The sequence below is a fragment of the Saccharopolyspora sp. NFXS83 genome (assembly GCF_026241095.1).
GTDB lineage: Bacteria > Actinomycetota > Actinomycetes > Mycobacteriales > Pseudonocardiaceae > Saccharopolyspora_C.
Window position 1 is genome coordinate 273,943 of sequence record NZ_JAPFGB010000008.1, and the last position, 24,138, is coordinate 298,080.

Below are 24,138 nucleotides of genomic sequence, written 5' to 3' on the forward strand. Positions count from 1 at the left end.
TTCACCCGGCAGGGGCCGCCCCGGTCACCGCCGCCGGACCCGTGGTGTGCTGCGCCCGCTCAACCGGCCTGGGAGCGGGGAACCCGGTCGGCACCGCCGGGGGTCTCCGAGCGGCCCTGGACGGTCCAGCCCGCGACGTGCTTGCCCTCGGCCGCCAGGTCGTCCTTGGCCTTCGAGGCGTAGACGTCCACGTACTCCTGGCCGGACAGCTCCATCAGCGCGTACATGATCTCGTCGGTGATCGAGCGCTCCACGAACCGGTCGCCGGCCAGCCCCTCGTAGCGGGAGAAGTCCAGCGGCTCGCCCACCTTCACGGTGACCTTGTGCGGGTACCACATCTTCGAGCCGATGGGGTTGACCTTGTCGGTGCCGAACATCGCGATCGGGATCACCTGCACGTCGGCTTCCAGCGCCATCCGCGCCACCCCGGTCTTGCCCTTGTACAACCGGCCGTCAGGGGAACGGGTGCCCTCCGGGTAGACGCCGAGCAGCTTGCCCTCCTGCAGCAGCCGCACCCCGGTGTCCAGGGCGGCCTGCGCGGCGGCGCCGCTGGAGCGGTCGATCGGGACCTGGCCGACGCCGGAGAAGAAGTACTTCTGCAGCTTGCCCTTGATCCCGGTACCGGTGAAGTACTCGCGCTTGGCCAGGAACGTCACCCTCCGCGGCATCATCAGCGGCATGAAGAACGAGTCGGCGACCGCGACGTGGTTGCTGACCAGGATCGCCGCGCCGGACTCCGGCACGTGCTCGACGCCCTCCACCCGTGGACGGCAGAACAGCTTCATGAGCGGACCGAGCACAATGCGCTTCATCACCCAGTACAGCACGCGCCGCTGCCTTTCTGAACACCCGGAATGCCTCGTTCAAGGTTACGGAGCCCGGTCACCGCGCACAATGCGACCCCGGTTGAGATGGATCAGGCAGCTGGAGATCGCCCCGCGGACGCCTCCCGCGTGCGACGATGAACGAGTAGCGGCGGACTGATTGCGGTAGGGAGGCTGCGGTGCCCGTTCTTCCCGGCGCCGAACCGTTCGTGCACGACGGGTCCGATGACATCGGTGTGCTGCTGTGCCACGGGTTCACCGGAACGCCGCAGAGCATGCGGGACTGGGGTGAGCACCTGGCCGCCGACGGGATCACGGTGCGCTGCCCTCGGCTCCCCGGCCACGGCACGGACTGGCGGGACCTCAACCGCACCGGCTGGGCCGACTGGTACGCCGCGGTCGACCGGGAACTCGCGGAGCTGAGCGGGCGGTGCCGCTCGGTGTTCGCGTTCGGGCTGTCCATGGGCGGCACGCTGACGCTGCGGCTCGCCCAGAACCACCCCGAGCTGTCCGGGATCGTGCTGGTGAACCCGTCGGTGACGACGCTGCGACGCGACGCGTTCCTGCTGCCCGCGCTGTCCCGCGTGGTGCCCTCGATCGCCGGCGTGGCCGGCGACATCGCCAAGCCCGGGGCCGTCGAGGTCGGCTACGACCGGACCCCGCTGCGCGCCGCGGCGAGCCTGCAGCGGTTGTGGCGGCTGGTGCGCGGGGACCTGGGCCGGGTGCGGCAGCCGGTGCTGCTGATGCGCTCGGCGACCGATCACGTCGTCGAACCCGTGAACTCCCGGATCGTGCTGGACGGCATCCGAAGCGGCGACGTCACCGAAGTCGTGCTGCGGGACAGCTTCCACGTGGCGACCCTCGACCACGACGCGCCGTCGGTGTTCGCCGGTAGCGTCGAGTTCGTCCACAGGATCCACCGCGAGCGCGTCGAGGAACCAGCATGAGCACGCGTCACGAGAACGCCGATGGCCCCGAGGACATCGACGCCGCCTTCGCCGAGATCGTCGCCGGCCTGGAACGGGACGAGCCGATGGCGCGCTGGCCCGAGGAGTCGACGCGCACCAGCTCCGACACCCCGCAGCCGGCCCCCGAACCGGAGGTCGCCGAGTCCGCGCCGCGGGATTGGACTCCGCCCGCGGACGCCCCCGACGAGGGCCACTACGAACCGCCGGAACCGCCGCCGATGCCGCGGCCGACGGTGACGACCATCGGTGGGATCACCTTGGTCGTGATCGGGATGACCTTGCTGCTGGTGCCGGGCCTGGTGGGCTTGGGCGCCACGGCCGCGCTGCCGATCGGTCTGGTCGCGGTGAGCTCCGGCATCGGCTGGCTCCTGTTCCGCATGCGCAAGACACCCCCGGACGACGACGGCGCCCAGCTCTGAGCCCGGCTCGGGGTCCGGGTGGTCAGCGGGTGGAGGTTCGCGCCGTGCTCGCGATGTGTTCGCGGGCGAGGGTGGCGGCTCCGACGATTCCCGCTTCGTCGCCGCGTTTCGCCACTCGGACCTGGGCGAGCGGGCGGTGGCCTGCGCCGGTGATCGCTTCGGCGTAGTGCCTGCGGGCCTCGGGCAGGAACAGGTGCGCCGAACCGGAGACGCCGCCGGCGAGGACCACGACCTCCGGGTCGTAGACGTCCGCGACCAGCGCCAGTCCCTCACCGAACCAGCGGGCGAGTTCGCCGACCGCGCGGACCGCCACCGGATCGCCCTGCTCGGCGGCCTGCGCCACGCGTTCCCCGGTGATCTCGCCCGGGTCTTTGGCGGCCTCCGCCGCCAGCGGGGACGACGAGTCCTCCGCGAGCATCTCCAGCGCGGTGGTGGCCAGCGCCGTCCCGCTGCAGTAGCGCTCCCAGCACCCCCGCTTCCCGCAGGGGCAGGCCCGGCCGCCGGGGACGAGGCGCAGGTGCCCGAGTTCGGGGGCGACGCCGTGGGCGCCGCGGAACACGTCGCCGCCGAGCACGAGCGCGCCGCCGATGCCGGTGCCGAGCGCGACGAGGGCGGCGACCTTCGCGCCCTCGGCGGCGCCGAAGCGCTGCTCGGCGATCGCCGCGGCGTTCGCGTCGTGCTCCAGGACGACCGGCAGGTCCACGCGGGCGGCGATGTTGTCGGCGACCGCCACGTGCCGCCACGGCAGGTGCGGGGCGAACCGCACGACCCGCCGGTCCTGGCTGACGAACCCGGCCACGGCGAGCCCGACGCCCGCCACCGGGTACCGGTCGGCCAGGCACAGCACGGTGTCCGCGATCGCGGAGTCGAGCTCGGGACCGGTGCCCGCGGACGGGACCCGCAACGTCTCCAGCACGGTGCCCTGCGGATCGACGACGCTGGCGCGCAGGCTGGTGCCGCCGACGTCGACGCCGACCGTCAGCACTCGGGCTCCCCGGTCGCGGCGGCCCGGCCCGCGCCGGGAGCGTGCGCGGCGGCCCGGCCGCGGACCCGGCGCACGTCGATCCGCTGCACCTTCGGCGCCGATGGCTCCGCGTCCCCGGAGTCGCCGGGAGCGGCCGGCGGCGCCGCCGGCTCGGCGGGCGCGCGGCGGTGTTCGGCGAGGGACTCCCGCAGCAGGTCGACCAGCCCGGCGAGCTGCTCGGTCAACCGGGAGGTCAGCTCCGGGCGCTCACCGCGCAGCAGCGCGACGACCGCGCAGATCGGGCACCAGCCGCACGAGGAATCCGCTTCCGATCGTCGCCGGTCCGAGTCCTGGCCGGTCCCGCCCGCGTCGTCGGCGACGTGCTCGGCGTGCTCGGCGTGCTCGGGCCCGCCGACGCCGCGCAGGTACTCCTCGGCCCGCCACGCCGCCGCGTCGAGCAGCAGGCGGAACTCCTCGGCCACCCGGTCCCGCCCTGCGCCCGCGGCCGACGTGCCCTCGGCGGCAGCCGCGCCCGTCCCTGCGGGATCGGGATGTTCACCGCGCATCTGGTCCACCACATCCACTGGTCGGGGCCTCATCGCATCCACTGCTCGGGATCCGGCCGGAACGAGACGACCAGACCGTCGTCACCCGCCACCGCTCCCACCACGGTGCAGCGGCGCAGGACCGCGGGCAGCGCGATCAGCCGCCGCCGGCCGTCGACGGTGATCGCGAGCTCGTCGCCGATCCGGGCCAGGTCCACGTCGGCGTCGTCGTGCAGCGGCAACGCCAACCGCAACGTGTACTCGGAGTCCAGCGCTCGCCCACCACCGCCGAGTTCCATCGCGGGCGCGCTCGCGGCCTCTCGCAGCGGATCGCCGGCGGCGTGGAGCTCGTCGCCGAGTTCCAGCAGCGCCGCCGCGCCGACCGGTTCCGCCGCGCGGTGCAGCACGGTGCGCAGCGGCAGTTCCGTGGCGGCCCGCACCCCGGCGAGCACGTCGTCCTGCTCCTTGCGCCGCGTGCGCAACCAGCTCGCCGCCTCGCCGCGCGCCGAACCCGGGTGCGGGACCAGCCGGTTGACCACCAGCCCGTCCACCCGGATCTGCTGCAGGGCCAGGGCGGTCAGGGTGCGCCTGGTCTCGGCGGCCACCACCGCTTCCGGGGTGAGCACCAGCCGGACCCCGGTGTCCGCGGACAGCAGCATGTCCCGCAGCGCCTGCAACCGGTCCGCGAGCCGCCCCAGCGCGTCGGCCACCGAGTCCCAGCGGTCCACGTTCTCGCTGCCCGCGACCCCGGCGAGCAGTCCGCGCACCATGCGCCGGTGCGTGGGGAACAGCCGCTCCAGGTAGCCGGCCAGCGACTCGGGCAGCGCCAGCAGCCGGAGGGTCTCGGCGGTGGGGCCGCAGTCGACGATCACGGTGTCCCACAGGCCGCTCTCGGCGAGCCGGTGCACTTCGGCCAGCGCCAGGAGGTCCTCGACGCCGGGCAGGACGGTGAGCTCCTCGGCGTCCAGCTCGCTGATCCCCGCACCGAGCAGCATCGTGCGCAGGTGCTCGCGCAGCTCGGCCCACGCCTCGTCGAGCAGCCCGCGGGTCTGCACCTCCGCCGCGTGCAGCCGGGCGCGGCGGCCGGGACCGGCCGCCGCGTCGTCGCGGAGTTCGACCTCGCGGGGCTCGCCGGTCAGCGCGGCGCCGAAGGCGTCGCCGAGGGAATGCGCCGGGTCGGTGGAGACGGCCAGCACCTTCTCCCCGCGTTCCGCCGAGCGCGCGGCGGTCGCGGCGGCGAGGGTCGTCTTGCCGACGCCGCCTTTTCCGGTGAACAAGAGGATGCGCAAGGGCGGTCTCTGGGGGCTCGGGGCTGCGCTGATCAGGGCTGATCAGGGCCGGGCGGAGGCGGAGTCGAACGACCCCGCACCCGGATCGGGAATCCGGGGTGCCTCTGTACTACTGGATCTCCGCTCCCACCGCAGCGCACGGCCGCGTCGACCGGCAGCGGGACGAGCGGCCGAGCCGGGGCTCACGTACCGGATTCGACCCGGCGCTTGAGCTCCTTGAGCGCGGTGTTCATGATCATTTTTTCGGCCTTGCGCTTGAACATGCCGATCATCGGGATCGCCAGGTCCACCGCCAGGCTGTAGGTCACCTCGGTGTCGCCGCCCTGCGGGCTGAGCCGGTAGCTGCCCTGCTGCGCCTTCTGCACCTGACCTTCGGTCAGCGTCCAGCTCACCGAGAGCCCGTCCTCGGCCCACTCGTAGACGTTGACGTAGGTGTCCTTGACGACCCCGGCGTCGAGCACGAACCGCACCTTCTCGGCTTGGCCGGATCCGGTCGTCGAGAGGACCTCGGTCTCCTTGACCGCCTCCGCCCACTCCGGATAGCTGGCGAAGTCCGAGATCACCGCCATGATCTCGGCCGGGGTTGCCTGGATCACGATGGAGTGCGTGGACTGATCGACCATGCCGCGAAGATTACAGGGCGGCGGCAGCCCGCGACGCGACCGGCGGGCGAGTGCCACCGCACTCCGCCGTTCGTGCCGCCGCGGGTCACCACCGCAGCACGTACGGGCGCTCGGTGCGCTTGAAGTGCCCGACGTTGACGCATTCGGTGCGCCCGACGCGGACCCGCTGCGCCAGCGGCTGGTGCACGTGCCCGAACAGCGACCACCGCGGGCGGTCCCGGTGGATGCGCTCCAGCAGCGCCCGCGACCCGTGCTCGGGACGGCGGGCGATGACGTCGTAGACGAGTTCCGGGACCGCGGGCGGCAGGTGCGAGCACAGCACGTCCACCGGGTCGAGGGCGGCGACGGCTCCGTCGTACTCGTCCTCCGGCCGCAGGTACGGCACCCACGCCGCGTCCTTGCGCAGCACTCCGCCCGGCGACAGCACCGTGCCGCCGACGAAGCCGAACCGCAGGCCGCCGATCTCGACGCTCTCGCCGTCGACGAAGCGCACGCCGTCGCGGGCGAACTCCGGCCACAGCCCGGGCTCGTCGACGTTGCCCGCGATCGCGTAGGTCGGCGCGCTCATCGCGGCGAACAGCGTGGCGTACTGCTCGCGGACGGCGTCGCGCACGACCTGCTTCGGGTCGTCCAGCGACGCCCACAGCGAGCGGGCGTAGGCACCGATCTCGGCGCCGCGGTGGCCGCGCCGGAGTTCGGCGAAGTGCGCGACCTTCTCGGCCCCGAACACCGCGCCCAGGATGCCGCGGCCGTGTTCGTGGTAGTCGACGAAGTCGATCAGGTCGCCGAGCACGAGCAGCGCATCGGCGCCGTCACCGGCTCGTTTCAGGGCTTCGGCGTTGCCATGAACATCGGACACCACGTGCACGCGCACGATCTACTCCTCACCGCAGTTCCGCCGACCTGTGCGACAGCCTGCCATGATCCTCGCCACCGGCGGAAACGAGTCCGCCGGGCACCGGTGCGCCGCTGAACCCGGCGTGGCAGGCTGCGGGCGGGCGGCACGAAACGAGCCGAATCAGTTTCGTAATGAGAACTCGGGACTACCGCTCGGTAACTATCAGCGTTAGGTTGTGCGCACATTTCATGTTCCATCGGAGGTTTCAAGGTGCGAGAGTTCAGCGTCCCTGCCACTGAGGCCGTGGCCGAAGACGAGAACCTCACCGACATGGTGTGGGCCAACGCGGAACGTTTCGGTGGCACCGTGAGCTTCCGGCGCCGGATCGACGGCACCTGGGTCGACGTCACGGCCGCCGACTTCGCCGCGCAGGTCCTGGCCGTGTCGAAGGGGATCATCGCCGCCGGGCTGCAGCACGGCGACCGGATCGGCTTGATGTCGCGGACCCGCTACGAGTGGACGCTGCTCGACTTCGCCATCTGGGCCGCGGGCTGCGTCACGGTGCCGATCTACGAGACGTCCGCGGCCGACCAGGTCGAGTGGATCCTCGGCGACTCCGGGGCGCGCGCCGCGTTCGTGGAGACCTCGGCCCACCGCGCCGAAGTCGACACCGTCGCCGAGCAGCTCCCCGAGGTCGCGCACGTCTGGCAGATCGACGCCGACGGCGGAGCCACCGCTGCCATCGACGAGCTGACCGCGCTCGGCGCCGACGTGAGCGACCAGACGGCCCACGAGCGCCGCCGCGAAGTCCGCGCCGACGAGCTCGCCACGCTCATCTACACCTCGGGCACCACCGGCCGCCCCAAGGGTTGCGAGCTCAGCCACCGCAACCTGCTGGCCGAGGTCCGCGGCGACGTGAGCGTGTTCCCGCAGCTGCTGCGGCAGGGCAACTCGATGCTGATGTTCCTGCCGATGGCGCACGTGCTGGCCCGCGCCATCGCCACCGCCTGCGTCTACTCGCGCACCACGCTCGGGCACACCGGCGACGTGAAGGACCTCGTCAGCGACCTCGGCTCGTTCCGCCCGACGCTGATCCTCGCCGTGCCGCGGGTGTTCGAGAAGGTCTACAACACCGCGAAGCAGAAGGCCCACGGCGACGGCAAGGGCCGGATCTTCGACGCCGCCGAGGAGACCGCCGTGGCCTACAGCCAGGCGCTCGACGCCGGCGGGCCCGGACTGGGCCTGCGCGCCAAGCACTTCGTGTTCGACAAGCTCGTCTACGGCAAGCTGCGCGGCGCGCTGGGCGGGCGCTGCCTGGGCGCGGTTTCCGGCGGGGCACCGCTGGGCGACCGGCTCGCGCACTTCTACCGCGGGGTCGGCGTGCCGGTGCTGGAGGGCTACGGGCTCACCGAGACCACCGCCGCCGCGGCCGTCAACGTCGAAGAGGGCTTCAAGATCGGCACCGTGGGCAGGCCCATCCCCGGCACCAGCATCCGGGTCGCCGAGGACGGCGAAGTGCTCATCAAGGGCGACGTGGTGTTCCGCCGGTACTGGAACAACGAGACCGCCACGAAGGAATCGCTGCAGGACGGCTGGTTCCACACCGGCGACCTCGGTTCCCTCGACGACGAGGGCTACCTGCGGATCACCGGCCGCAAGAAGGAGATCATCGTGACGGCGGGCGGCAAGAACGTCGCCCCGGCGGTGCTGGAAGACCACCTGCGGGCGCACCCGCTGATCAGCCAGTGCATGGTCGTCGGCGACAAGAAGCCGTTCATCGGCGCGCTGGTCACCCTCGACCCGGAGTTCCTGCCAGCCTGGCTGAACAACCACAACCGCTCCGCGGACACGCCGCTGACCGAGCTCGTCGACGACCCCGAGGTGCACGCCGACGTGCAGTCGGCCATCGACGAGGCCAACAAGGCCGTGTCCCGCGCCGAGGCGATCAAGAAGTTCCGCATCCTCGCGAAGGACTTCACCGAGGCCACCGGCGAGATGACCCCGAGCATGAAGCTCAAGCGCAACAAGGTCGCGGAGAACCACGCCCAGGACATCGAAGCCATCTACATCTGAGCCTGTTCCCCTCCGGACCTGCGCAGGCGTCCGGGTAGCGGAACCTCAGCGGCTTCCTCGCTGCGGGATCGATTTCTCATGTACGTCCTATGCACCGCGAAATCGCTGTCCTCGCGAGGAAGCCGCTGAGAACCCGCCGGTGGTCCTCGTGCTCGAGCCGGTCACTGCTCAGCGGCTCCGCCGCCGACAAGATCAAAGGATCGTTCGGAGGGGCCTGAGCTCTCAGCCGATGGGCTGCCTTTGCCGATGTTGTTCCGGAAGCCCGCGGTGAGTCGATCGCCGCGGGCTTTCGCGCGTTCGGGGCCTGTTCAGCCGAACCGCTCGCGGAGCTCGGTGCGCCAGGACTCGACGAGTTCGGCCGAGGACAGGCCCGCGAGTTCGCGCAGCGCCGGATCCACTTCGGACGGGGCTCCCACCGAGGCGATGCGGCGGTACAGCTCGACGGTCTTCGGCTCCCCCACCCGCCGAACCAGGTGCTCCACCAGCGACCACGACTGCTGGTAGGCCGCGTCCAGGCCCGCGCCGGAGGTGTGGAAGTCCTGATCTCCGGGCGGCCCGTCGGGCGCGGCGCCGGAGCGGAGCTGGCGCGCCAGGTCCGGCGCGATGCGCTCCGGCGGCAGGCCGCTGTCGCGGTAACCGACGTAGTCCGCGAACCCCTCCAACAACCACATCGGCGCGCCGTCGGCGGTGTCCGCCCGCGCCGCCACGTGCGTCATCTCGTGGCGCAGCACCACCCGCAGCGAGGTGTCCGAGAGCCGGTCCGCGGTGGCGGTGTTGAACACGACCCGCGGGCCCTCCACGCGCCGGTCGGCGACGTTCACCTCGTCGGCGACGGCGACGGCGGCGATGCCGTCCACCGCGAACTCGGCGCCCACCAGCTCCCGCAGCTCCTCCTGGGAGCGCGGCAGCAGCACGCCCACCTGGCGCCGCCAGTCCGGCCCCCACACGTCGGTCACGGCGGCCACCGCCGAGTCGAGCTCGCCCGCCAGCCGGTCCGCGAGCTCCTCGGAGCCGTCGTGCCCGATGATCATTCCGTGCGGGGTGACCCGCACCCGGCACGGCCCGAAGTCCCACGGCCCCCGCCACTCCTGGCCGCGGGCGCGCTCGTCGTCGCTGAGCGTCCAGCGCCCCTCGCGCCGGGTGAAGGTGAACCCCGCCGGGCGCTCCGTGGGCACCGCGTCCACCCCGGCGAGCGCGTAGCGCAGCACCACGTCCGGGTTCGCCGAGTTCGCGGAGGCACCGGAGCCGGGGCGGACGTCGTAGTCCCACTCCGCCAGCGGCACCTCGGCCAGGTTGTGGAACAGCTCGCGCTGCCGGTGCTGGAAGTCGGGCGGAGCCGCCGGATCGAGCGAGGCCGCGAACGCCGCCTCATTCCTCGTGAGAACGGCGTGGGCGCGATCCCGGAGCACTGCCTCCCATTCGTGCTCCAACGTCGCCACGGAGGCGTTCTGGAGCCCGGAAACGGGTGCGGTCGGAGTCTGGGCCGGGAACGGGACGAACGCGCCCACGGCCAAGGCCGCCGCGGCGGCGACCGCCGCAGGCCACCCCCTCGAAGCCCCAGCCACGAGCCGGATCGTAGGTCGGCCGGCTGGCGGCGGCCCGTCGCGAACGCCCGCAGGTCACCCACACGCGGCGAGGGCCGCCGCCCCAGTGGGACGACGGCCCTCGCCGTGCGAACGGTGCCCGCTGAGACGGGCGCGGCAGAACACTCAGCCGACGACGCGCCGCATCGAGGAGACGTCCGCAATGCTGTCGTAGTCGGCGACCTTCACCACGTCGCCCTCGGTCGGGGCGTGCACGGCCTTGCCGTTGCCCACGTACATGGACACGTGGCTGACCGGGCTGTAGTAGAAGATCAGGTCGCCCGGCTGGAGCTGGCTCGCCGAGATGCTCTTGCCCTCGGTGACCTGCGACTTCGTCGAGCCGCCGATGCTCACGCCAGCCTGCTTGTAGGCCCACTGCATCAGGCCGGAGCAGTCGAACGTGCTCGGGCCCTTAGCGCCGTAGACGTAGGACGAGCCCTGCTTGCTCAGCGCGGCGGTGACCGCCTCGGCGGCGGAACCGGAACCGCCGGGCGACTGGTAGTCGGTCTCGCCGCCACCGGTCAGGGAGTCCTGGTCCTCCGAGCTGAGCTCGGCGTAGCGCTCCTTGACCTTGGCGACCTGGGCGTCCATGTCGGCCTTCTTCTTGCCGATCTCGCCCTGGATGCGGGCGGCGTCGGCTTCGGCCTGCGCGGCGCGGTTGCGGGCGTCCTGCGCGCGCTTGGTCGCGTCCTCGGCCTGGTGCACCGCCGCGGACAACTGCTTGATCGCGTCGTTGTTGTCCTTGGCCAGCACGTCCAGCGCCGAAGCGCGGTCCAGGAAGTCGTTCGGGGACTCGCTGACCAGCAGCGCGGACAGCTTGTTCAGCCGGGCGCCCTGGTAGGAGGCGGTGGTGAGCTGGTCGACCTGGCCGCGGAAGCGCTCTTCCTCGGCCCTGGCCTGGCCGGCGACCTGCTCGGCCTGGTCCGCCTCGGCGGTGGACCGGTCGAGTTCCGCCTTCTTGGCCGCGTGGTCGTCCTCGGCCTTCTTGTACTCCTCGGTGACGGCTTCGGCCTGGTGCGAGAGTTCCCGCACCTGCTTGGCCGCGTCCGAGGCGTTGTCGGGGAGGTTGGGGTCTGCGATCGCCGGCGCGGAGGTCATGCCAACGGCGGCGAGGACCGCCGAGGCCGCCAGCGCTCCGCGCATCGTGCGCTTCAATCGATGCGACGCCACGTCGCGCATAGCTCCTTCGTTGTCGACCGCCTACCGAGTACGCAGAGGTGGTGGTCCAGGGCGACCCGGACTCCAGGCGCGGCTACGCGCCCGCACACCCCGCGGGGGCAGATCCCGGTTCGGCTCCCCGACTAGCCGATTCGGCGGCGCTTCGCGGAGGACCCGGAGTGGGTCGCTGATCGCCACGAAGACGCGGTAAGGCTACGAAAGGTGAAGCGTGACGTCCAGAAGTGGGGGGGTAATTCTTCTGAACACTCCGCAATAGCACAATGGGATTATCTTCATGCGCAGAGCGTGATCGATCTCGCGGTCTCCTGACCAGCGACTCCCCGGATCCGCCACCGCGACCAGCTCCCGCGCCGCACCCCGGACGATCTCCGTATGAGATCCACCACTGCCCGAGCCCGACGAGCCTCGTGCGCAGCGCCGCGGGCGACGAACCGCTCCCCGGAACCCGCGACTCACACCCGGTTGAGCCGGTCCAGCAGCACGGCCGACGCGACCGCGTAGGCACCGGCGCGGCGCACCGAGGTCACCACCGCCCGGTCCGACGTCGCCACCACCAGCTGCCGCCCCTGCGGCTCGGCGATCACCAGCGAGCGGATCACGTCATCGGCGATCACACCGGGATCGCTGAACAGCACCCGCACCCCGCGCGGCCCGGCGGTGGGCACCGCGAGCACATCGGCGCCGTCGAACACCACGGTCACCTCCGCTCCGGTGCGCGCGGCCAATGCCGCCAGCTGGTGCGCCAAGCGGTTGCGCTGATCGGCCAGCGGCAGGTCCGGGTAGCCGGTCTTGGTCACGTTGTAGCCATCGACGATCAGGTGCACCGCGGGCAGCGCGAGCAACCGGTCCAGCGCCACCGCGTCCGCCACGTGCCCGGTGACGCCGGAGTCGGTGCGCACCCGCTGCACCACGTCCGCCGGGCGCGGACCGTGCCCGCCGGCGCGCAGTTCCCGGCGCAGCCCGCCGAGCGCGCCCTCCATGGTCTCCAGCAGCAGCGAGATCCGGACCTCGTCGCCCTGCCGCGCCTCCCTGGCCGATTGCCGGGCCACCTCCGCCTCGGCCGCGGCGCGCTGGGCGCGTTCCCGCTCCTCCTGCGCCTTCACCTGCTCGCGGTCCCGCTGGGCCCGCAGGTCCGCCAGCTCGGTCTCCACCAGACGATGCGCCTCGGCGAGCTCCGCGCGGGCCGCCTGCGCGTCGTCCTTGGCGTCCCGCAGGCGCTGGCCCTGCTCGCGCAGGCGCTTGCGCAACCGGTCCGCCTCGGAGCCGGACGCGTCGCCAGCCTTCTCCTGCGCGCGCCGCACCTCGGCGAGTTCGTGCTGCAACCGCTCGGTCTCACCGGTCAGCCGTTGAGCTCGGGCCTGCGCGGAGTCCCGCTCACCGCGCAACCTCCCCTGCTCCACGCGGAACGCGACGAGCTCCACGTAGTGCTCCGTGTTCGGCGTCCCCAGCAAGATGCCCGCCGCGGCGACCACCACCGGATCCGAGTTCGCCGCGTCCAGCCCGTCGGGGCGGTTCTCCCGGCACCAGTCGACGACCGCCGTGCGGAACACCGGGGAGTCCCGCAGCGCCGCGACCAACGGCCCCTGGCCGAGCTTCGCCCGTTTGGCCGGTGCGAACCGCACCACCGGGCGAAGCGGCACCGGCACGTCCGAGGGACGCATGCTCTCCAGCGCCTCCGCGCCCAACTCGGCGAGCCTGGCGCGCACCGGGGCGGGAAGTTCCTCCGGGTCACCGGCCGGACAGGGCTCGAAGACCTCGTCCGGAGCGCCGTTCGGCGCCTGCCGCGGACTGTCCACAGCAGACTCTTCGGAGCGCGGGGCATCTGCACCCGACGTCGGCGGAACCACGAGACCAGGCTAGTCGGCCGCTCCCCGTTCACCCGATCCGGAGGTTGTCGGTGGCCGCCCGTAGCGTGCGCGCGATGACCGGGGCGCAGCTGACCTTCGACGAGATCGACGACGACCTCCCCCTGCACCAGGCGACCTTCGTCGTCGTCGACCTCGAGACGACCGGTGGCAGCGCGCAGCGGGACGCCGTGACCGAGATCGGCGCGGTGAAGGTCCGCGGCGGCGAGGTGCTCGGCGAGTTCGCGACGCTCGTCGACCCGGGCTGCGAGATCCCGCCCATGGTCGTGTCGATCACCGGGATCACCGGCGCCATGGTGCACGGGGCGCCGCGCTTCGACTCGGTGCTGCCCGCGTTCCTGGAGTTCAGCCGGGACAGCGTCCTGGTCGCCCACAACGCTCCGTTCGACATCGGCTTCCTCCGGGCGCACTGCGACAAGCTCGACCTGACCTGGCCGAAACCGCAGGTGCTGTGCACCGCGAAGCTCGCCCGCCGGGTGCTGAGCCGGGACGAGACGCCGAACCACAAGCTCGGCACCCTCGCCCGCGTGCTGCACGCCCGCACCACCCCGGTGCACCGCGCACTCGACGACGCCCGCGCCACCGTCGACGTGCTGCACGCGCTGCTGGAGCGCCTCGGGCCGCTGGGCGTGCGGACCGTGCCGGAACTGCTGGCGCACCTGCCGGACGTGACCCCGCAGCAGCGCCGCAACCGCGGCCTGGCCGACGACCTGCCGAACGCCCCCGGCGTCTACCTGTTCCGCGGCCCGAACGACGAGGTGCTCTACGTCGGCACGGCCTCCGACCTGCGGCGCCGGGTGCGGCAGTACTTCACCGCCGGGGAACGCCGCGGCCGGGTGCGGGAGATGGCCGGGCTCGCGCAGCGGGTCGACCACGTGGAATGCGCGCACCCGCTGGAGGCCGAGGTGCGGGAGCTGCGGCTGCTGGGCGCCCACCAGCCGCGCTACAACCGCCGCTCCAAGTTCCCGAAGCGCACCTGGTGGGTCGTGCTCACCGAGGAGGCCTTCCCCCGGCTCTCGATCGTCCGCAGCGCCCGCGACGGCGCACTCGGGCCCTTCCGGTCCCGGACAGCCGCAACCGAGGCCGTGGAGACCTTGCAGGCGGGCACGATGCTGCGCCGGTGTACCGACCGCATCCCGGCGCGCAATCCCGCGGGGCGACCGTGCGCGGTGTACGAGCTCGGGCGCTGCGCGGCGCCGTGCGCCGGTCACCAGAGCGTCGAGGAGTACGCACCGCAAGTCATCACCGTGCGGGAGGTGATCTCCGGGAACGCCACCGGCCAGGACGCGGAGCACGGACTCCTGGAGCGCCTGCACGCGGAACTCGACCGGCTCGCCGCCGAAGAGCGCTTCGAGGACGCCGCCGCGGCCCGCGACCGGCTCGCCGGACTGGTGCGGGCGCTCGACCAGGCGCAGCGCTGGGCGGCTTTGGCCGTGGTGCCCGAACTGATCGCCGCCCGCCCGGACGGCGCGGGCGGCTGGCAGCTGGCCGTGGTGCGCCACGGCAGGCTCGCCGCCGCGGGCAACGCGCGGCGCGGGGTGCCACCGATGCCCGTCGTGGACGCGCTGCAGGCTGCGGCCGAGACGGTGCTGCCCGAGCCCGGCCCGCTGCGCGGCGCCCCCGCCGACGAAGTGCGCGTCGTGCACCGCTGGCTCACCACCGGCGGCACCCGCCTGGTCCGCTGCACGACCCCCTGGGCCGAACCCGCCGGCTCGGCGGCCTCCTGGCGTTCCTGGCTGGACCGAGCCGCCCAGGCCCGAACCCCCTACCCCGCCGCCGATTGAGCCGCTCCGGGACGGTCAGGTCACTCGGAAGGCTGCTGCGGCCTTCCGGAGACCAGTTCGCGGTCCTCGCGCGCCTCGTGCTCCGCGCGCTCGCTGTCCGCCCGGGTCCGGGCCAGCGCCTCGGTCTCCTCAGCCGGGTCCGGCTTGAGCCAGCTGCCCTCGACCGGGGAACCCGCGGCACCGAGCTTGTTCATCTTCTTCGGCACCGAGGCGCCCTGGTAGGGCAGCTCCTCCGGGTGACCGTGCGAGTCCACCGGCCCGAGCGGCTGGTGCACCTCGATGAACTCACCGTGCGGCAAGCGCTTGATGATGCCGGTCTCCACGCCGTGCTCCAGCACCTCGCGGTCGGCCCGCTGCAGACCCAGGCACACCCGGTAGGTGATGTAGTACGTGATCGGCGGCGCGAGCAGCAGCCCGATCCGACCGGCCCACGTCATCGCGTTCAGCGAGATGTTCAGCTCGAACGCGACCACGTCGTTCATGCCGGAGATCATCAGCACCGCGAAGAAGGCCAGCGCCATCATGCCGAGGCTGGTGCGTACCGGGTTGTCCCGCGGACGCTGCAGCAGGTTGTGGTGCGCGTTGTCCCCGCTCAGCTTCCGCTCGATCATCGGGTAGGCGATCAGCAGCGTGAACATGATGCCCATGCCGATCGCACCGCAGAAGAACACCGGCGGCACCGTGTACGGCCCGAGGTAGAGCTCCCAGGCCGGCCAGATCCGCAGGATGCCGTCCGCCCACATCAGGTACCAGTCCGGCTGCGAGGCCGCTGACACCTGCGAACCGAGGTACGGCCCGAGGTTCCAGATCGCGTTGATCTGGAAGACACCGCTCATGATCGCCAAGATGCCGACGGTCAGTGCGAAGAACGCGCCGCTCTTGAGCGCGAAGGTCGGCATGATGCGGATGCCGACGACGTTCGTCTCCTTGCGCTTCGCGCCCGGGAACTGGGTGTGCTTCTGGTACCAGACCAGCGCCAGGTGCGCCGCGACCAGGCCGAGCATGATCCCCGGCAGCACCAGCACGTGCAGGATGTAGAGCCGCGGAATGATCTCCATGCCGGGGAACTCGCCGCCGAACAGCGCCCAGTGCATCCAGGTGCCCAGCACCGGGATGGACAGCACGATGCCCGACATGGTGGCGCGGATACCCGTACCGGAGAGCAGGTCGTCCGGCAGCGAGTAGCCGAAGAAGCCCTCGAACATGCCCAGGATCAGCAGCAGCGAGCCGATGACCCAGTTCCCCTCACGCGGGCGCCGGAACGCACCGGTGAAGAAGATCCGGAACATGTGCGCCATCATCCCGGCCACGAACAGCAGCGCCGCCCAGTGGTGCAGCTGCCGGATGAACAGACCGCCGCGCACCTCGAACGAGATGTCCAGGGTGCTCGCGAAGGCCTTGGACATCTCGACGTCCTGCAGGTTCCGGAACACGCCGTCGTAGGTGACCTCCTCCATGGAGGGGTCGAAGAACAGCGACAGGTAGATCCCGGTCAGGATCAGGATGATGAAGGTGTAGAGCGCGATCTCACCGAGCAGGAACGACCAGTGCGTCGGGAAGACCTTGTTCAGCTGGCGCCGGATGCCGGGCGCCATGTTGTAGCGGCTGTCGGCCTCGTTGGCCGCGGTCGCCGCCTGCCGGTAGAGCTTGCTCTCCGGCTTGGTGGGCGTCGTGATCGAACTCATGAGTTGCGCTCCCAGTACGCTGGGCCGACCGGCTCGATGAAGTCGTGCTTGGCCACGAAATATCCCTCTTCGTCCACCGTGATCGGTAGTTGCGGCAGGGAACGAGTGGCCGGACCGAACACCGGCTTGGCGTAAGTGTTGACCACGTCGAACTGCGACTGGTGGCAGGGGCAGAGCAGGCGGCCGGTCTGCTGCTCGAACAGCGAGGTCGGGCAGCCCACGTGGGTGCACACCTTCGAGTAAGCGTAGTAGTCGCCGTAGTTGAAGTTCTCCTGGCCCTTGCGCTTGACCGGGGAGCTGCCCGGCCGGAGCCGGATGAGCATCACCGGGGCGTCGCTGCGGCGCAGCACCGAGGCGAGCTTGTGCTCGTCCTCGCGGTCGGACTCGCGGAACGGGAAGACCGTCTCGAAGCCACCGGCGTCGATGTCCTCGGGGCGCAGCAGCGACACGTCGTGCGGGTCGCCGGTGTCACGCCGCAGGTAGACCTTCTCGTCGTTCTCCTTCATCCACGCCGTGTGCTTGAGGGAGTCGGGTCCCTCGGTGGCCCACGGGTCGCGGACGAAGCCGCCGATGGCGATCACGCCGGTGCCCAGGCCCAGCGCGCCCGCGCTGAAGCCGAGCGTGCGGCGGATCATGGAGCGCCGGGCGAAACCGCTGCGCACGCCGGTGTCGGCGAGGATAGCGGTGACCGTCTGCTTGTCGACCTCTTCGGAGCCGTGTCCGTCGTGGCGCTGCTGGACGGCGACCTCGTGCGGGATGAGCTTCTTGGCGTAGAGGACCACGCCGACGCCCACCGCGAAGATCGACAACCCGAGGAACAGGCCGATCAGCGGCGTGTAGAGGTTGTAGAGCTGGTAGGCGGTGCCGCCTTCCTGCGGGGTGACGTAGGCCCACGGCCAGAAGATGAACACCGCGATGAACGCGATCGCGGAGAGCCCGGCGAGGACGAACCACGCGGCGACGGCGCGCTCGGCGCGGCGCTCGGCGCGGGTGTTCTCCACCGGGAACGGGTCCTGGTAGTGGATGAGCTCGACATCGTCGAGCGCCAGTCCCAGCCGCATCTTCTCGTCGCGGCTCATCTCGGCCAGTTCGGCCTCGGTGTAATCGCGCTTGGGGCTTGCCGGCCCGCCTTCTGCACTCATGCCCTGGCTCCGATCCACAGGGTGATGCCGATCAGCGCGCCGAGTCCGACGACCCAGGCGATGACGCTCTCCGAAGCGGGGCCGAAGCCGCCGACGGAGCTACCGCCGGGGTTGTTGTTGTTGTCCGTCACGGACTTGACGTACGCGATGATGTCCTTCTTCTCCTCCGGCGTGAGCTGCCGGTCGGAGAACTTCGGCATGTTCTGCGGGCCGGTGAGCATCGCCTCGTAGATCTGCTGCTCGCTGGCCGGGTCCAGGTTCGGCGCGAACTTGCCGGACGACATCGCGATGCCGCGGCCGGTGAAGTTGTGGCAGGAGGCGCAGTTGAGGCGGAACAGCTCGCCGCCGCGCGCCGAGTCGCCCGTCGCCGCGGAGCCGGTGGTGTCCGGGGACACCGGGCCGCCGCCGTAGGTCTGCACGTACGCGGACATCGCGTCGATCTCCTCGGGGGAGAACTTCGCGGGCTTGCGGATCGCCTGGGCTTCCTGGCGGACCATCGGCATGCGGCCGGAGGAGACCTGGAAGTGCACGGCGGCCTCGCCGACGCCGACCAGGCTCGGCCCGCGGTCCTTGACGCCGCCCAGGTTCGCGCCGTGGCAGCTGATGCACGCGTTGTTGTAGAGCTGCTCGCCCTGCCTGACCAGCGCCGGGTCCGCCGCGGCGTGCGCGGTCTGCGGCTCGGGGGTCAGGACGGTGTACAGCCCGCCCGCGCCGACCAAGGCGATCCCGAGCGCGAGGACACCGGAGAGCCTGCGCCGGAACTTGGATCCCGCGCGGTTCCGTTTCTTGATGGTGGTCATGAGTGCGGCAACCCTTGCTGTCAGGTTCGGGGTGTTTCGTGGCGGCCCTGGTGAGGCCGGTGGATCACGGAACGAGGTAGATCACGGCGAACAGTCCGATCCACACGATGTCGACGAAGTGCCAGTAGTAGGACACGACGATCGCTGCGATGGCCTGCGCCGGGGTGAACTTGCTCAGCTTGGTGCGGATGAGCAGGAACACGAAGGCGATGAGTCCGCCGATGACGTGCAGGCCGTGGAAGCCGGTCGTCATGAAGAACACCGTGCCGAACGCCGACGAGGCGATCGTGGTGTGGTGCGCGGCGACCAGCGTGTAGTACTCGCCTGCCTGACCCAGCACGAAGATCGTGCCCATGATCAGGGTCACCACGTACCAGCGGCGGAGGCCGAACACGTCGCCGCGCTCGGCCGCGAACACACCCCACTGGCAGGTGAACGAGGACGCCACCAGGATCACCGTGAACGGGAGTGCGTAGGCGATGTTCAGCTCGCTGGGCGGCGGTGGCCACGCACCCTCGTTCTGCGCCTTCACCGTGAAGAACATGGCGAAGAGTCCAGCGAAGAACATCAGCTCGCTGGCCAACCAAACGATGGTGCCGACGCTGACCATGTTCGGGCGGTTCAGCGAGTGCACGCGTTGACTGATTGAGGGCGCTGCCGTTGTCACGCGACGCATTATGTCCCGTGCGTTTTCCCCCTGCGCCCTCGGGTCCCGGGCGTGGCGCTTCAGTGATCAGATCGCGACCTGGAGGTAACTCGTTGTGATTAATTTTCGCCGTTTTTTGCCCCGTCTGTGGTTAAGGCGCGGTCGGCGGGGGCCCGCGGCGCCCGACTGGAACGATCCGGCGTTGATCGTGGTGGTCAGCGCGTTCGACGAGACCGAGGCCGCCTCGGCGGTGCTCGCCCGCTCGCAGCAGTGGACTCCGGAGGACGCCGCGGTGCTGCGCCACCACGTGCTGCTCCCGCAGGAATCGATCAGCAGGGCCGCTGAGCTGCTCGAACAGGACGGCTGGCGGCTGCGCCCCGATCCGGGCGACGGCTCCGTCCCGTTCGGCGCGGAACCCGAACCCGGCGAGCAGCCGCTGTTCGCGGAGCGTGTGCAGAAACTCGACGCGTTGCATTGCTCACAGGAGAGCTCCCGGATGGCCGGACTCGCGCAGCGGCTGCACGGCAGGGCCGTCGGCTGGGTCGCGCTGCAGAACGGTCCGGGCTGATCACCCGGTCCACTGGCCCGTGGCGGCTACTGCTCAAGCCTGTTCAGCCGCTAGCATCCGGAGATCACCGTCATCGAGGGCACCATCTCGTCGTCGGGCCGAGTCACCACAACGCCGTGAGCCGACCGCCTAGCCAGCGAGGAGCAGCTGATGAGCACATCGACCACCACGATCCTGGTGTTCAGCCACCGGCCCGAAGTACGCGAATCGATCATCAACGCGATCGGCAGGCGGCCTTCACCGGACCTGACCAGGGTGAACTACGTCGAGGCTGGCAACGTCGCCGACGTGCTCAGCGAACTGGACGCCGGCCGCGCCGACCTGGTGGTGCTCGACGGCGAGGCGCAGCCCACGGGCGGCATGGGCGTGTCGCGGCAGTTGAAGAACGAGATCACGAACTGCCCGCCGATCGTGCTCACCGTGCGCCGCCGCGACGACCGATGGCTGGCGACCTGGTCGCAGGCCGACGCGGTGCTCGTGCACCCGCTGGACCCGCTGTCGTCCGCCGAAACCGTCGCCGAACTGCTACGCACCGCAGTGCCATCCGCGGTGCGAGCCTGAACCACCCGGAGAACAATCGTGGGCACCATGTCGGGCACCTGGCCGAAACTCCTAGGACACCTCGTCGCGGGCAACGACTTGTCCGCGAGCGACACCGCTTGGGCGATGGACCTGGTGATGACCGGCGCGGCCACCCCGGCACGCGTCGCCGCGTTCGTCGTGGCGCTGCGCGCGAAGGGCGAGACCGCGGCCGAGGTGCGCGGCATGGCCGACACGATGCTCACCCACTCGCTGCCGCTGGACGTCGGCCGGCGGGCCGTCGACGTCGTGGGCACCGGCGGGGACCGGTCGGGCAGCGTGAACATCTCCACGATGACCGCGATCGTGCTCGCCGCCTGCGGCGCGACCGTCGTCAAGCACGGCAACCGGGCGGCCTCGTCCAAGTGCGGGACCGCGGACGTGCTGGAAACGCTGGGCGTCACGATCGACCTGCCGCCGGAGGGCGTGCGCGCCTGCGTCGCCGAGGTCGGCATCGGGTTCTGCTTCGCGCCGGTGTTCCACCCGGCGATGAAGTTCGCCGCCGGACCGCGCCGGGAGATCGGCATCCCCACCGCGTTCAACCTGCTGGGCCCGCTGACGAACCCGGCACGACCGGCCAGCGGCCTGATCGGGTGCGCGGACAAGCGGATGGCTCCGGTGATGGCGGAGGTGTTCGCGGCGCGCGGCAACTCGGTGCTGCTGGTGGCCGGCGACGACGGCATGGACGAGATCACCACGACCTCGACCACGACGGCCTGGGTCGTCGGTGACGGACAGGTCCGCCGGGAGCGCATCGTTCCGGAGGACCTCGGCATCCCGCGCACCACTCCGGAAGCCCTGCAAGGCGGCGATGCCGAGGTGAACGCCGAGGTGGTGCGCAGGCTGCTGGCGGGTGAGCGGGGCCCGGTGCGGGACGCCGTGGTGCTCAACACCGCCGGCGCCCTCGCGGCCTACGACGGCATCGGCGAGGACCTGACCGAGCAGCTGCGCACCGGGCTCGACCGGGCCGCGCGGGCGCTCGACTCGGGCGCCGCCGCGGATCTGCTCACCCGCTGGGCCTCGTTCGGCGCGCAGGACTAGATCCGGCGCGACCCGGTCGAGCGGGTCGAACGGTCCCCGGGCCCGGGAGGCGGACGGCGCCCTCCTCGGAGAGGGTCCGTCGCCTGCTGGCCACCGGGACCGGTTCACCCGGAGGGGACCGTCCGAACGCCGGACGACCTCATTCCAGGCCGATGGAGAAGGTGGCCTCGGTGTCCTGGCGGGAGTACGAGCGGAACGCGATGTGGGTGTCGGTGTCGAGCACCCCGGCGACCTTGTTGATCCGGCCCGGGACGATCTCGGCGATGTCCTCGTGGTTCGTGACCCGCAGGATCGCGATCAGGTCGACGTCGCCCGCGCAGGAGTAGACCTCGGCGACGCCGTCGATGTCGGCGACCTCCTGGGCCGCCTCGGTGAGTCGGTCGGCGACGGTCTTGATGAGCACGATCGCGGTGATCACGAAGAGCCTCCTGGCTGCGGGACTGCGTTGCTCGGCTCCTCGAATCCTAAGCTTCCCGGAACAGGTGTTTCCCACCAACGCACCGCGACCGCACGGCCCGCTCGACCGGTCGGGTCGAGCGGGCCGCCGCACCACGTCCGGGCCGGTCAGGGCGCCGGGTCGAACGGGCCTCGGTCCGGCTGGCAGACCGTGCCCTCGGCGGGCAGCGCTCCGTCGGTGAAGTACGCGTTCAACGCCCCGTCGATGCAGGCGCTCGCACCACGGGCGCCGTGCCCGAACGAGTCGAGCGTGAGCAGCCTGGCGTCGGCGAGCAGCTCCGACACCTTCCGCGCGTCGTCGTAGGGCGTGGCCGGATCGCCCTGCCGGTTGCCGATGACCAGGACCGGAGCCGAAGTCTCCCGATCCCACGGGCCGGTGTAGCGGTCCGGGTCGGATCCCCCGGGCCAGTCGGCGCAGCCCAGCGACAGGTACGTCCAGTAGGAGCCGAAGCCGCGCCCGACCTCGTCGGCCCGCCGCGCGTAGTCGGACCACGCCCACGGGTTGCCGGGGTTGCTGCTGTCGTTGCACATCACGCTGATCCCCTGCTCCGCCCGCAGGCCGCCGGCCCAACCTGGCGGGGCCGGGGGCACCGACACGACCGGTGGCGGTCCGGCGGCGGCACCGGGCAGCGAGAGTTCGTGCAGCTGCTGCAGGAACTCGCCGAGCTGCGTCGATGCCGAGGCGCCGTAGAGCGCGCCCAGCGTGCTGGTGGTGGCCGCCTGGTAGGTGATCTCCAGCGGAGTCCCGTCGGGCCGGGTGACCGTGACGGGCTGGGTCAACAGCCGGTCGAGCAGCGCGTCGTACTTGCCGAGCAGATCGGTACCCGGTTCCCGGAAAGCGCAGCGCTCATCGGCTGCGCACGCGTCGAGGAACGTGCGCAGCGCCTGCTGGGCACCGCCGTAGCTGCCCAACCGGAAGCTGAACGGGTCGAACGCCTCGTCCGGGCGGTATCCGGTGGTCCATTCGATCGGGTCGAGCACGGCATCGATCGCGACCGAGCCCACCCGTTCCGGGAACAGGTTCGCGTACGCGGTGCCGAGGTGGCTGCCGTAGGAGATGCCGTAGTAGTCCAGCCGGTCCTCCCCCACCGCCTCGCGCAGCAGGTCGAGGTCACGAGCCACGTTCGCCGTCGAGGTGTGCCGCAGCAGCGGCCCCGCGTTCCGGGCGCACTGCTCGACTCCGCGCATGGTGTCCTCGACCGTGACCCGTTCCTGCTCGGGGGTCACCGGGAAGGAGCCCACCTCGTGGAAGCCGTCGCCGGGCTCGGTGAAGCAGCTCAACCCGGTGCTGTCGCCGATGCCGCGGGGGTCGAAGCCGACGATGTCGAAGCGCTGGTGCAGTTCCGGGGTCAATTCGGGTGCGAACCTGCCGCTGCCGCCGGGCCCACCGGGGTTGTAGAAGATCGTGCCGAGCTTGTGCTCCTGATCGACGGCGGGCAGTTTTCCCACGGCGAGCCGGATCCGCTGCCCCGCCGGATCCCGGTAGGACAGCGGCACCTCGGCCGTGGCGCACTCGTAGCCGGGCGCGTCGGCGCAGGGCGTCCAGTCGAGGACCGGAGCGGCGGCACCGTTCGTGCGCAGCGGCTGCGCGGGCGGCTCCGGTCCCGCGAGTGCGGTCGGCGCGAGCGAGCCCGCGACGAGCACGGCGGCGAGCACCGCCGTACCGCGCCCCAAGACAGCTGTGCGTGATGACATCCCCAGTTTCCTCCCCAGATTCCTCACTGACGAGTGAAAACTAGCGAAGGGGATCACTCAGGCACCACTGAAAGTAATCAATTGGGCCCGAAAATAGGTGAGCCCCCGGACCAGCGGTCCGGGGGCTCACCTAGGTACTGGAGATCACTCGTGATTCGGTCCGGTGTGGTACTCGAACACCAGGCCCGCGACCATGATCAGCAGCACGCCGACCGAGATCACGATCATGACCACGTGGAAGAACGCCAGCGCGATACCGGCGAACGCGGCGGCTGCCGCCAGCCCGACGGGCCAGTAGCTGCCGGGGCTGAAGAAGCCCAGCTCGCCCGCGCCATCGCTGATCTCGGCGTCCGGGTTGTCCTCCGGACGCGGCTCGATGCGCCGCGCGACGAACTGAAAGTAGCTGCCGATCAGCAGCGACAACCCGCCCACCAGGACCAGTGCCGTCGTGCCCACGGGTTCGTACGACCACACCCCGTAGACGACCGCCGACAGGAAGAAGAAGCCGGTGATCAGGTTGAAGATCTTCGCTTCGACCTTCATGGAGTCCTCACTCTCGCGCCCTACGTCCT

23 protein-coding genes are annotated in these 24,138 nt (G+C 71.2%); 7 read left to right on the forward strand and 16 right to left on the reverse strand.

The window, feature by feature from the left end; genetic code table 11:
* Positions 1-59: 59 nt before the first annotated feature.
* A complete protein-coding gene (locus OOZ19_RS12170) occupies positions 60-827 on the reverse strand; it encodes a lysophospholipid acyltransferase family protein (RefSeq protein WP_266090181.1) in 768 nt (255 codons plus the stop codon).
* A 176-nt stretch (positions 828-1,003) separates the two neighbouring features.
* Here OOZ19_RS12170 and OOZ19_RS12175 point away from each other — a divergent pair, with 176 nt between their 5' ends.
* Together OOZ19_RS12175 and OOZ19_RS12180 are read left to right on the forward strand one after the other, a co-directional pair.
* Positions 1,004-1,771, forward strand: a complete 768-nt coding sequence (locus OOZ19_RS12175; protein ID WP_266090182.1) for an alpha/beta hydrolase — start codon at positions 1,004-1,006, stop codon at positions 1,769-1,771.
* Positions 1,768-2,211: a DUF308 domain-containing protein gene (locus tag OOZ19_RS12180; protein WP_266090183.1), complete on the forward strand. Its 444-nt coding sequence runs from the start codon at positions 1,768-1,770 to the stop codon at positions 2,209-2,211. The genes OOZ19_RS12175 and OOZ19_RS12180 overlap by 4 nt, the downstream gene beginning before the upstream one ends.
* A gap of 22 nt (positions 2,212-2,233) precedes the next feature.
* Here OOZ19_RS12180 and OOZ19_RS12185 read toward each other — a convergent pair whose 3' ends face one another.
* From OOZ19_RS12185 to OOZ19_RS12205, 5 genes are all read right to left on the reverse strand, one after another.
* Positions 2,234-3,196: an ROK family protein gene (locus OOZ19_RS12185; protein WP_266090184.1), complete on the reverse strand. Its 963-nt coding sequence runs from the start codon at positions 3,194-3,196 to the stop codon at positions 2,234-2,236.
* Positions 3,190-3,774 (reverse strand): hypothetical protein, encoded by a 585-nt coding sequence (locus tag OOZ19_RS12190; RefSeq protein WP_266090185.1) that lies wholly within the window; start codon positions 3,772-3,774, stop codon positions 3,190-3,192. Before OOZ19_RS12190 ends, OOZ19_RS12185 begins: the two co-directional genes overlap by 7 nt.
* Positions 3,771-5,009, reverse strand: a complete 1,239-nt coding sequence (locus tag OOZ19_RS12195; RefSeq protein WP_266090186.1) for an ArsA family ATPase — start codon at positions 5,007-5,009, stop codon at positions 3,771-3,773. Before OOZ19_RS12195 ends, OOZ19_RS12190 begins: the two co-directional genes overlap by 4 nt.
* Before the next feature lie 182 nt (positions 5,010-5,191).
* Positions 5,192-5,632: an SRPBCC family protein gene (locus tag OOZ19_RS12200; protein WP_266090187.1), complete on the reverse strand. Its 441-nt coding sequence runs from the start codon at positions 5,630-5,632 to the stop codon at positions 5,192-5,194.
* 85 nt (positions 5,633-5,717) lie between these two features.
* Complete coding sequence (locus OOZ19_RS12205) at positions 5,718-6,506, reverse strand: metallophosphoesterase family protein (protein ID WP_266090188.1); 789 nt, start codon at positions 6,504-6,506, stop codon at positions 5,718-5,720.
* A 234-nt stretch (positions 6,507-6,740) separates the two neighbouring features.
* Between OOZ19_RS12205 and OOZ19_RS12210 the strand changes: the two genes are divergently transcribed.
* The gene (locus tag OOZ19_RS12210) at positions 6,741-8,543 is read left to right on the forward strand and encodes an AMP-dependent synthetase/ligase (protein WP_266090189.1); all 1,803 of its coding nucleotides are present in this window, start codon (positions 6,741-6,743) and stop codon (positions 8,541-8,543) included.
* A 308-nt stretch (positions 8,544-8,851) separates the two neighbouring features.
* Here OOZ19_RS12210 and OOZ19_RS12215 read toward each other — a convergent pair whose 3' ends face one another.
* The 3 genes from OOZ19_RS12215 to OOZ19_RS12225 all read right to left on the reverse strand — a co-directional run bounded on the left by OOZ19_RS12215 (position 8,852) and on the right by OOZ19_RS12225 (position 13,101).
* Entirely contained in the window at positions 8,852-10,108 is a 1,257-nt protein-coding gene (locus OOZ19_RS12215) for a basic secretory protein-like protein (RefSeq protein ID WP_266090190.1), read from the reverse strand.
* A 144-nt stretch (positions 10,109-10,252) separates the two neighbouring features.
* Positions 10,253-11,305: a C40 family peptidase gene (locus tag OOZ19_RS12220; protein ID WP_266090191.1), complete on the reverse strand. Its 1,053-nt coding sequence runs from the start codon at positions 11,303-11,305 to the stop codon at positions 10,253-10,255.
* A gap of 452 nt (positions 11,306-11,757) precedes the next feature.
* Complete coding sequence (locus OOZ19_RS12225) at positions 11,758-13,101, reverse strand: NYN domain-containing protein (RefSeq protein WP_416309424.1); 1,344 nt, start codon at positions 13,099-13,101, stop codon at positions 11,758-11,760.
* Between the two features lie 125 nt (positions 13,102-13,226).
* Between OOZ19_RS12225 and OOZ19_RS12230 the strand changes: the two genes are divergently transcribed.
* Positions 13,227-14,954, forward strand: coding sequence for a DEDD exonuclease domain-containing protein (locus OOZ19_RS12230; protein WP_266090192.1), 1,728 nt, complete (start codon positions 13,227-13,229; stop codon positions 14,952-14,954).
* A gap of 20 nt (positions 14,955-14,974) precedes the next feature.
* Here the strand turns inward: OOZ19_RS12230 and qcrB are convergent, their stop codons facing one another.
* The 4 genes from qcrB to ctaE all read right to left on the reverse strand — a co-directional run bounded on the left by qcrB (position 14,975) and on the right by ctaE (position 19,257).
* Positions 14,975-16,639, reverse strand: a complete 1,665-nt coding sequence (gene qcrB, locus OOZ19_RS12235; RefSeq protein WP_323055121.1) for a cytochrome bc1 complex cytochrome b subunit — start codon at positions 16,637-16,639, stop codon at positions 14,975-14,977.
* Positions 16,636-17,781 (reverse strand): cytochrome bc1 complex Rieske iron-sulfur subunit, encoded by a 1,146-nt coding sequence (gene qcrA, locus OOZ19_RS12240; RefSeq protein ID WP_266090193.1) that lies wholly within the window; start codon positions 17,779-17,781, stop codon positions 16,636-16,638. The genes qcrB and qcrA overlap by 4 nt, the downstream gene beginning before the upstream one ends.
* Positions 17,778-18,581 carry a cytochrome bc1 complex diheme cytochrome c subunit gene (qcrC, locus tag OOZ19_RS12245; RefSeq protein ID WP_266090194.1) on the reverse strand — a complete coding sequence of 268 codons (804 nt, stop codon included), beginning with the start codon at positions 18,579-18,581 and terminating at the stop codon, positions 17,778-17,780. The genes qcrA and qcrC overlap by 4 nt, the downstream gene beginning before the upstream one ends.
* 64 nt (positions 18,582-18,645) lie before the next feature.
* Complete coding sequence (gene ctaE / locus OOZ19_RS12250; protein WP_184477894.1) at positions 18,646-19,257, reverse strand: aa3-type cytochrome oxidase subunit III; 612 nt, start codon at positions 19,255-19,257, stop codon at positions 18,646-18,648.
* 178 nt (positions 19,258-19,435) lie between these two features.
* On the opposite strand from ctaE, the gene OOZ19_RS12255 reads away from it, so the two are divergent.
* From OOZ19_RS12255 to trpD, 3 genes are all read left to right on the forward strand, one after another.
* A complete protein-coding gene (locus OOZ19_RS12255) occupies positions 19,436-19,795 on the forward strand; it encodes a hypothetical protein (protein ID WP_323055123.1) in 360 nt (119 codons plus the stop codon).
* A gap of 150 nt (positions 19,796-19,945) precedes the next feature.
* Positions 19,946-20,356 carry a response regulator gene (locus OOZ19_RS12260; RefSeq protein WP_266090196.1) on the forward strand — a complete coding sequence of 137 codons (411 nt, stop codon included), beginning with the start codon at positions 19,946-19,948 and terminating at the stop codon, positions 20,354-20,356.
* Positions 20,357-20,383: 27 nt separating this feature from the next.
* The gene (gene trpD / locus OOZ19_RS12265) at positions 20,384-21,415 is read left to right on the forward strand and encodes an anthranilate phosphoribosyltransferase (RefSeq protein ID WP_266090221.1); all 1,032 of its coding nucleotides are present in this window, start codon (positions 20,384-20,386) and stop codon (positions 21,413-21,415) included.
* Positions 21,416-21,554: 139 nt separating this feature from the next.
* Here trpD and OOZ19_RS12270 read toward each other — a convergent pair whose 3' ends face one another.
* The 3 genes from OOZ19_RS12270 to OOZ19_RS12280 form a co-directional block, all read right to left on the reverse strand.
* Positions 21,555-21,833, reverse strand: coding sequence for an Lrp/AsnC family transcriptional regulator (locus OOZ19_RS12270; protein WP_266090197.1), 279 nt, complete (start codon positions 21,831-21,833; stop codon positions 21,555-21,557).
* Between the two features lie 146 nt (positions 21,834-21,979).
* Positions 21,980-23,566, reverse strand: a complete 1,587-nt coding sequence (locus OOZ19_RS12275; protein ID WP_266090198.1) for an alpha/beta hydrolase — start codon at positions 23,564-23,566, stop codon at positions 21,980-21,982.
* A gap of 144 nt (positions 23,567-23,710) precedes the next feature.
* Entirely contained in the window at positions 23,711-24,109 is a 399-nt protein-coding gene (locus OOZ19_RS12280) for a cytochrome c oxidase subunit 4 (protein ID WP_266090199.1), read from the reverse strand.
* Positions 24,110-24,138: the final 29 nt, after the last annotated feature.

Excerpts from the sequence above, each read along its gene's own strand:
- OOZ19_RS12180 (WP_266090183.1), top strand. The coding sequence starts at position 1,768 with ATGAGCACGCGTCACGAGAACGCCGATGGCCCCGAGGACATCGACGCC.
- OOZ19_RS12190 (WP_266090185.1), bottom strand. The coding sequence starts at position 3,774 with ATGAGGCCCCGACCAGTGGATGTGGTGGACCAGATGCGCGGTGAACAT.
- OOZ19_RS12200 (WP_266090187.1), bottom strand. The coding sequence starts at position 5,632 with ATGGTCGATCAGTCCACGCACTCCATCGTGATCCAGGCAACCCCGGCC.
- OOZ19_RS12220 (WP_266090191.1), bottom strand. The coding sequence starts at position 11,305 with ATGCGCGACGTGGCGTCGCATCGATTGAAGCGCACGATGCGCGGAGCG.
- OOZ19_RS12230 (WP_266090192.1), top strand. The coding sequence starts at position 13,227 with ATGACCGGGGCGCAGCTGACCTTCGACGAGATCGACGACGACCTCCCC.
- qcrB (WP_323055121.1), bottom strand. The coding sequence starts at position 16,639 with ATGAGTTCGATCACGACGCCCACCAAGCCGGAGAGCAAGCTCTACCGG.
- qcrA (WP_266090193.1), bottom strand. The coding sequence starts at position 17,781 with ATGAGTGCAGAAGGCGGGCCGGCAAGCCCCAAGCGCGATTACACCGAG.
- qcrC (WP_266090194.1), bottom strand. The coding sequence starts at position 18,581 with ATGACCACCATCAAGAAACGGAACCGCGCGGGATCCAAGTTCCGGCGC.
- ctaE (WP_184477894.1), bottom strand. The coding sequence starts at position 19,257 with ATGCGTCGCGTGACAACGGCAGCGCCCTCAATCAGTCAACGCGTGCAC.
- OOZ19_RS12260 (WP_266090196.1), top strand. The coding sequence starts at position 19,946 with ATGAGCACATCGACCACCACGATCCTGGTGTTCAGCCACCGGCCCGAA.
- trpD (WP_266090221.1), top strand. The coding sequence starts at position 20,384 with ATGTCGGGCACCTGGCCGAAACTCCTAGGACACCTCGTCGCGGGCAAC.
- OOZ19_RS12275 (WP_266090198.1), bottom strand. The coding sequence starts at position 23,566 with ATGTCATCACGCACAGCTGTCTTGGGGCGCGGTACGGCGGTGCTCGCC.
- OOZ19_RS12280 (WP_266090199.1), bottom strand. The coding sequence starts at position 24,109 with ATGAAGGTCGAAGCGAAGATCTTCAACCTGATCACCGGCTTCTTCTTC.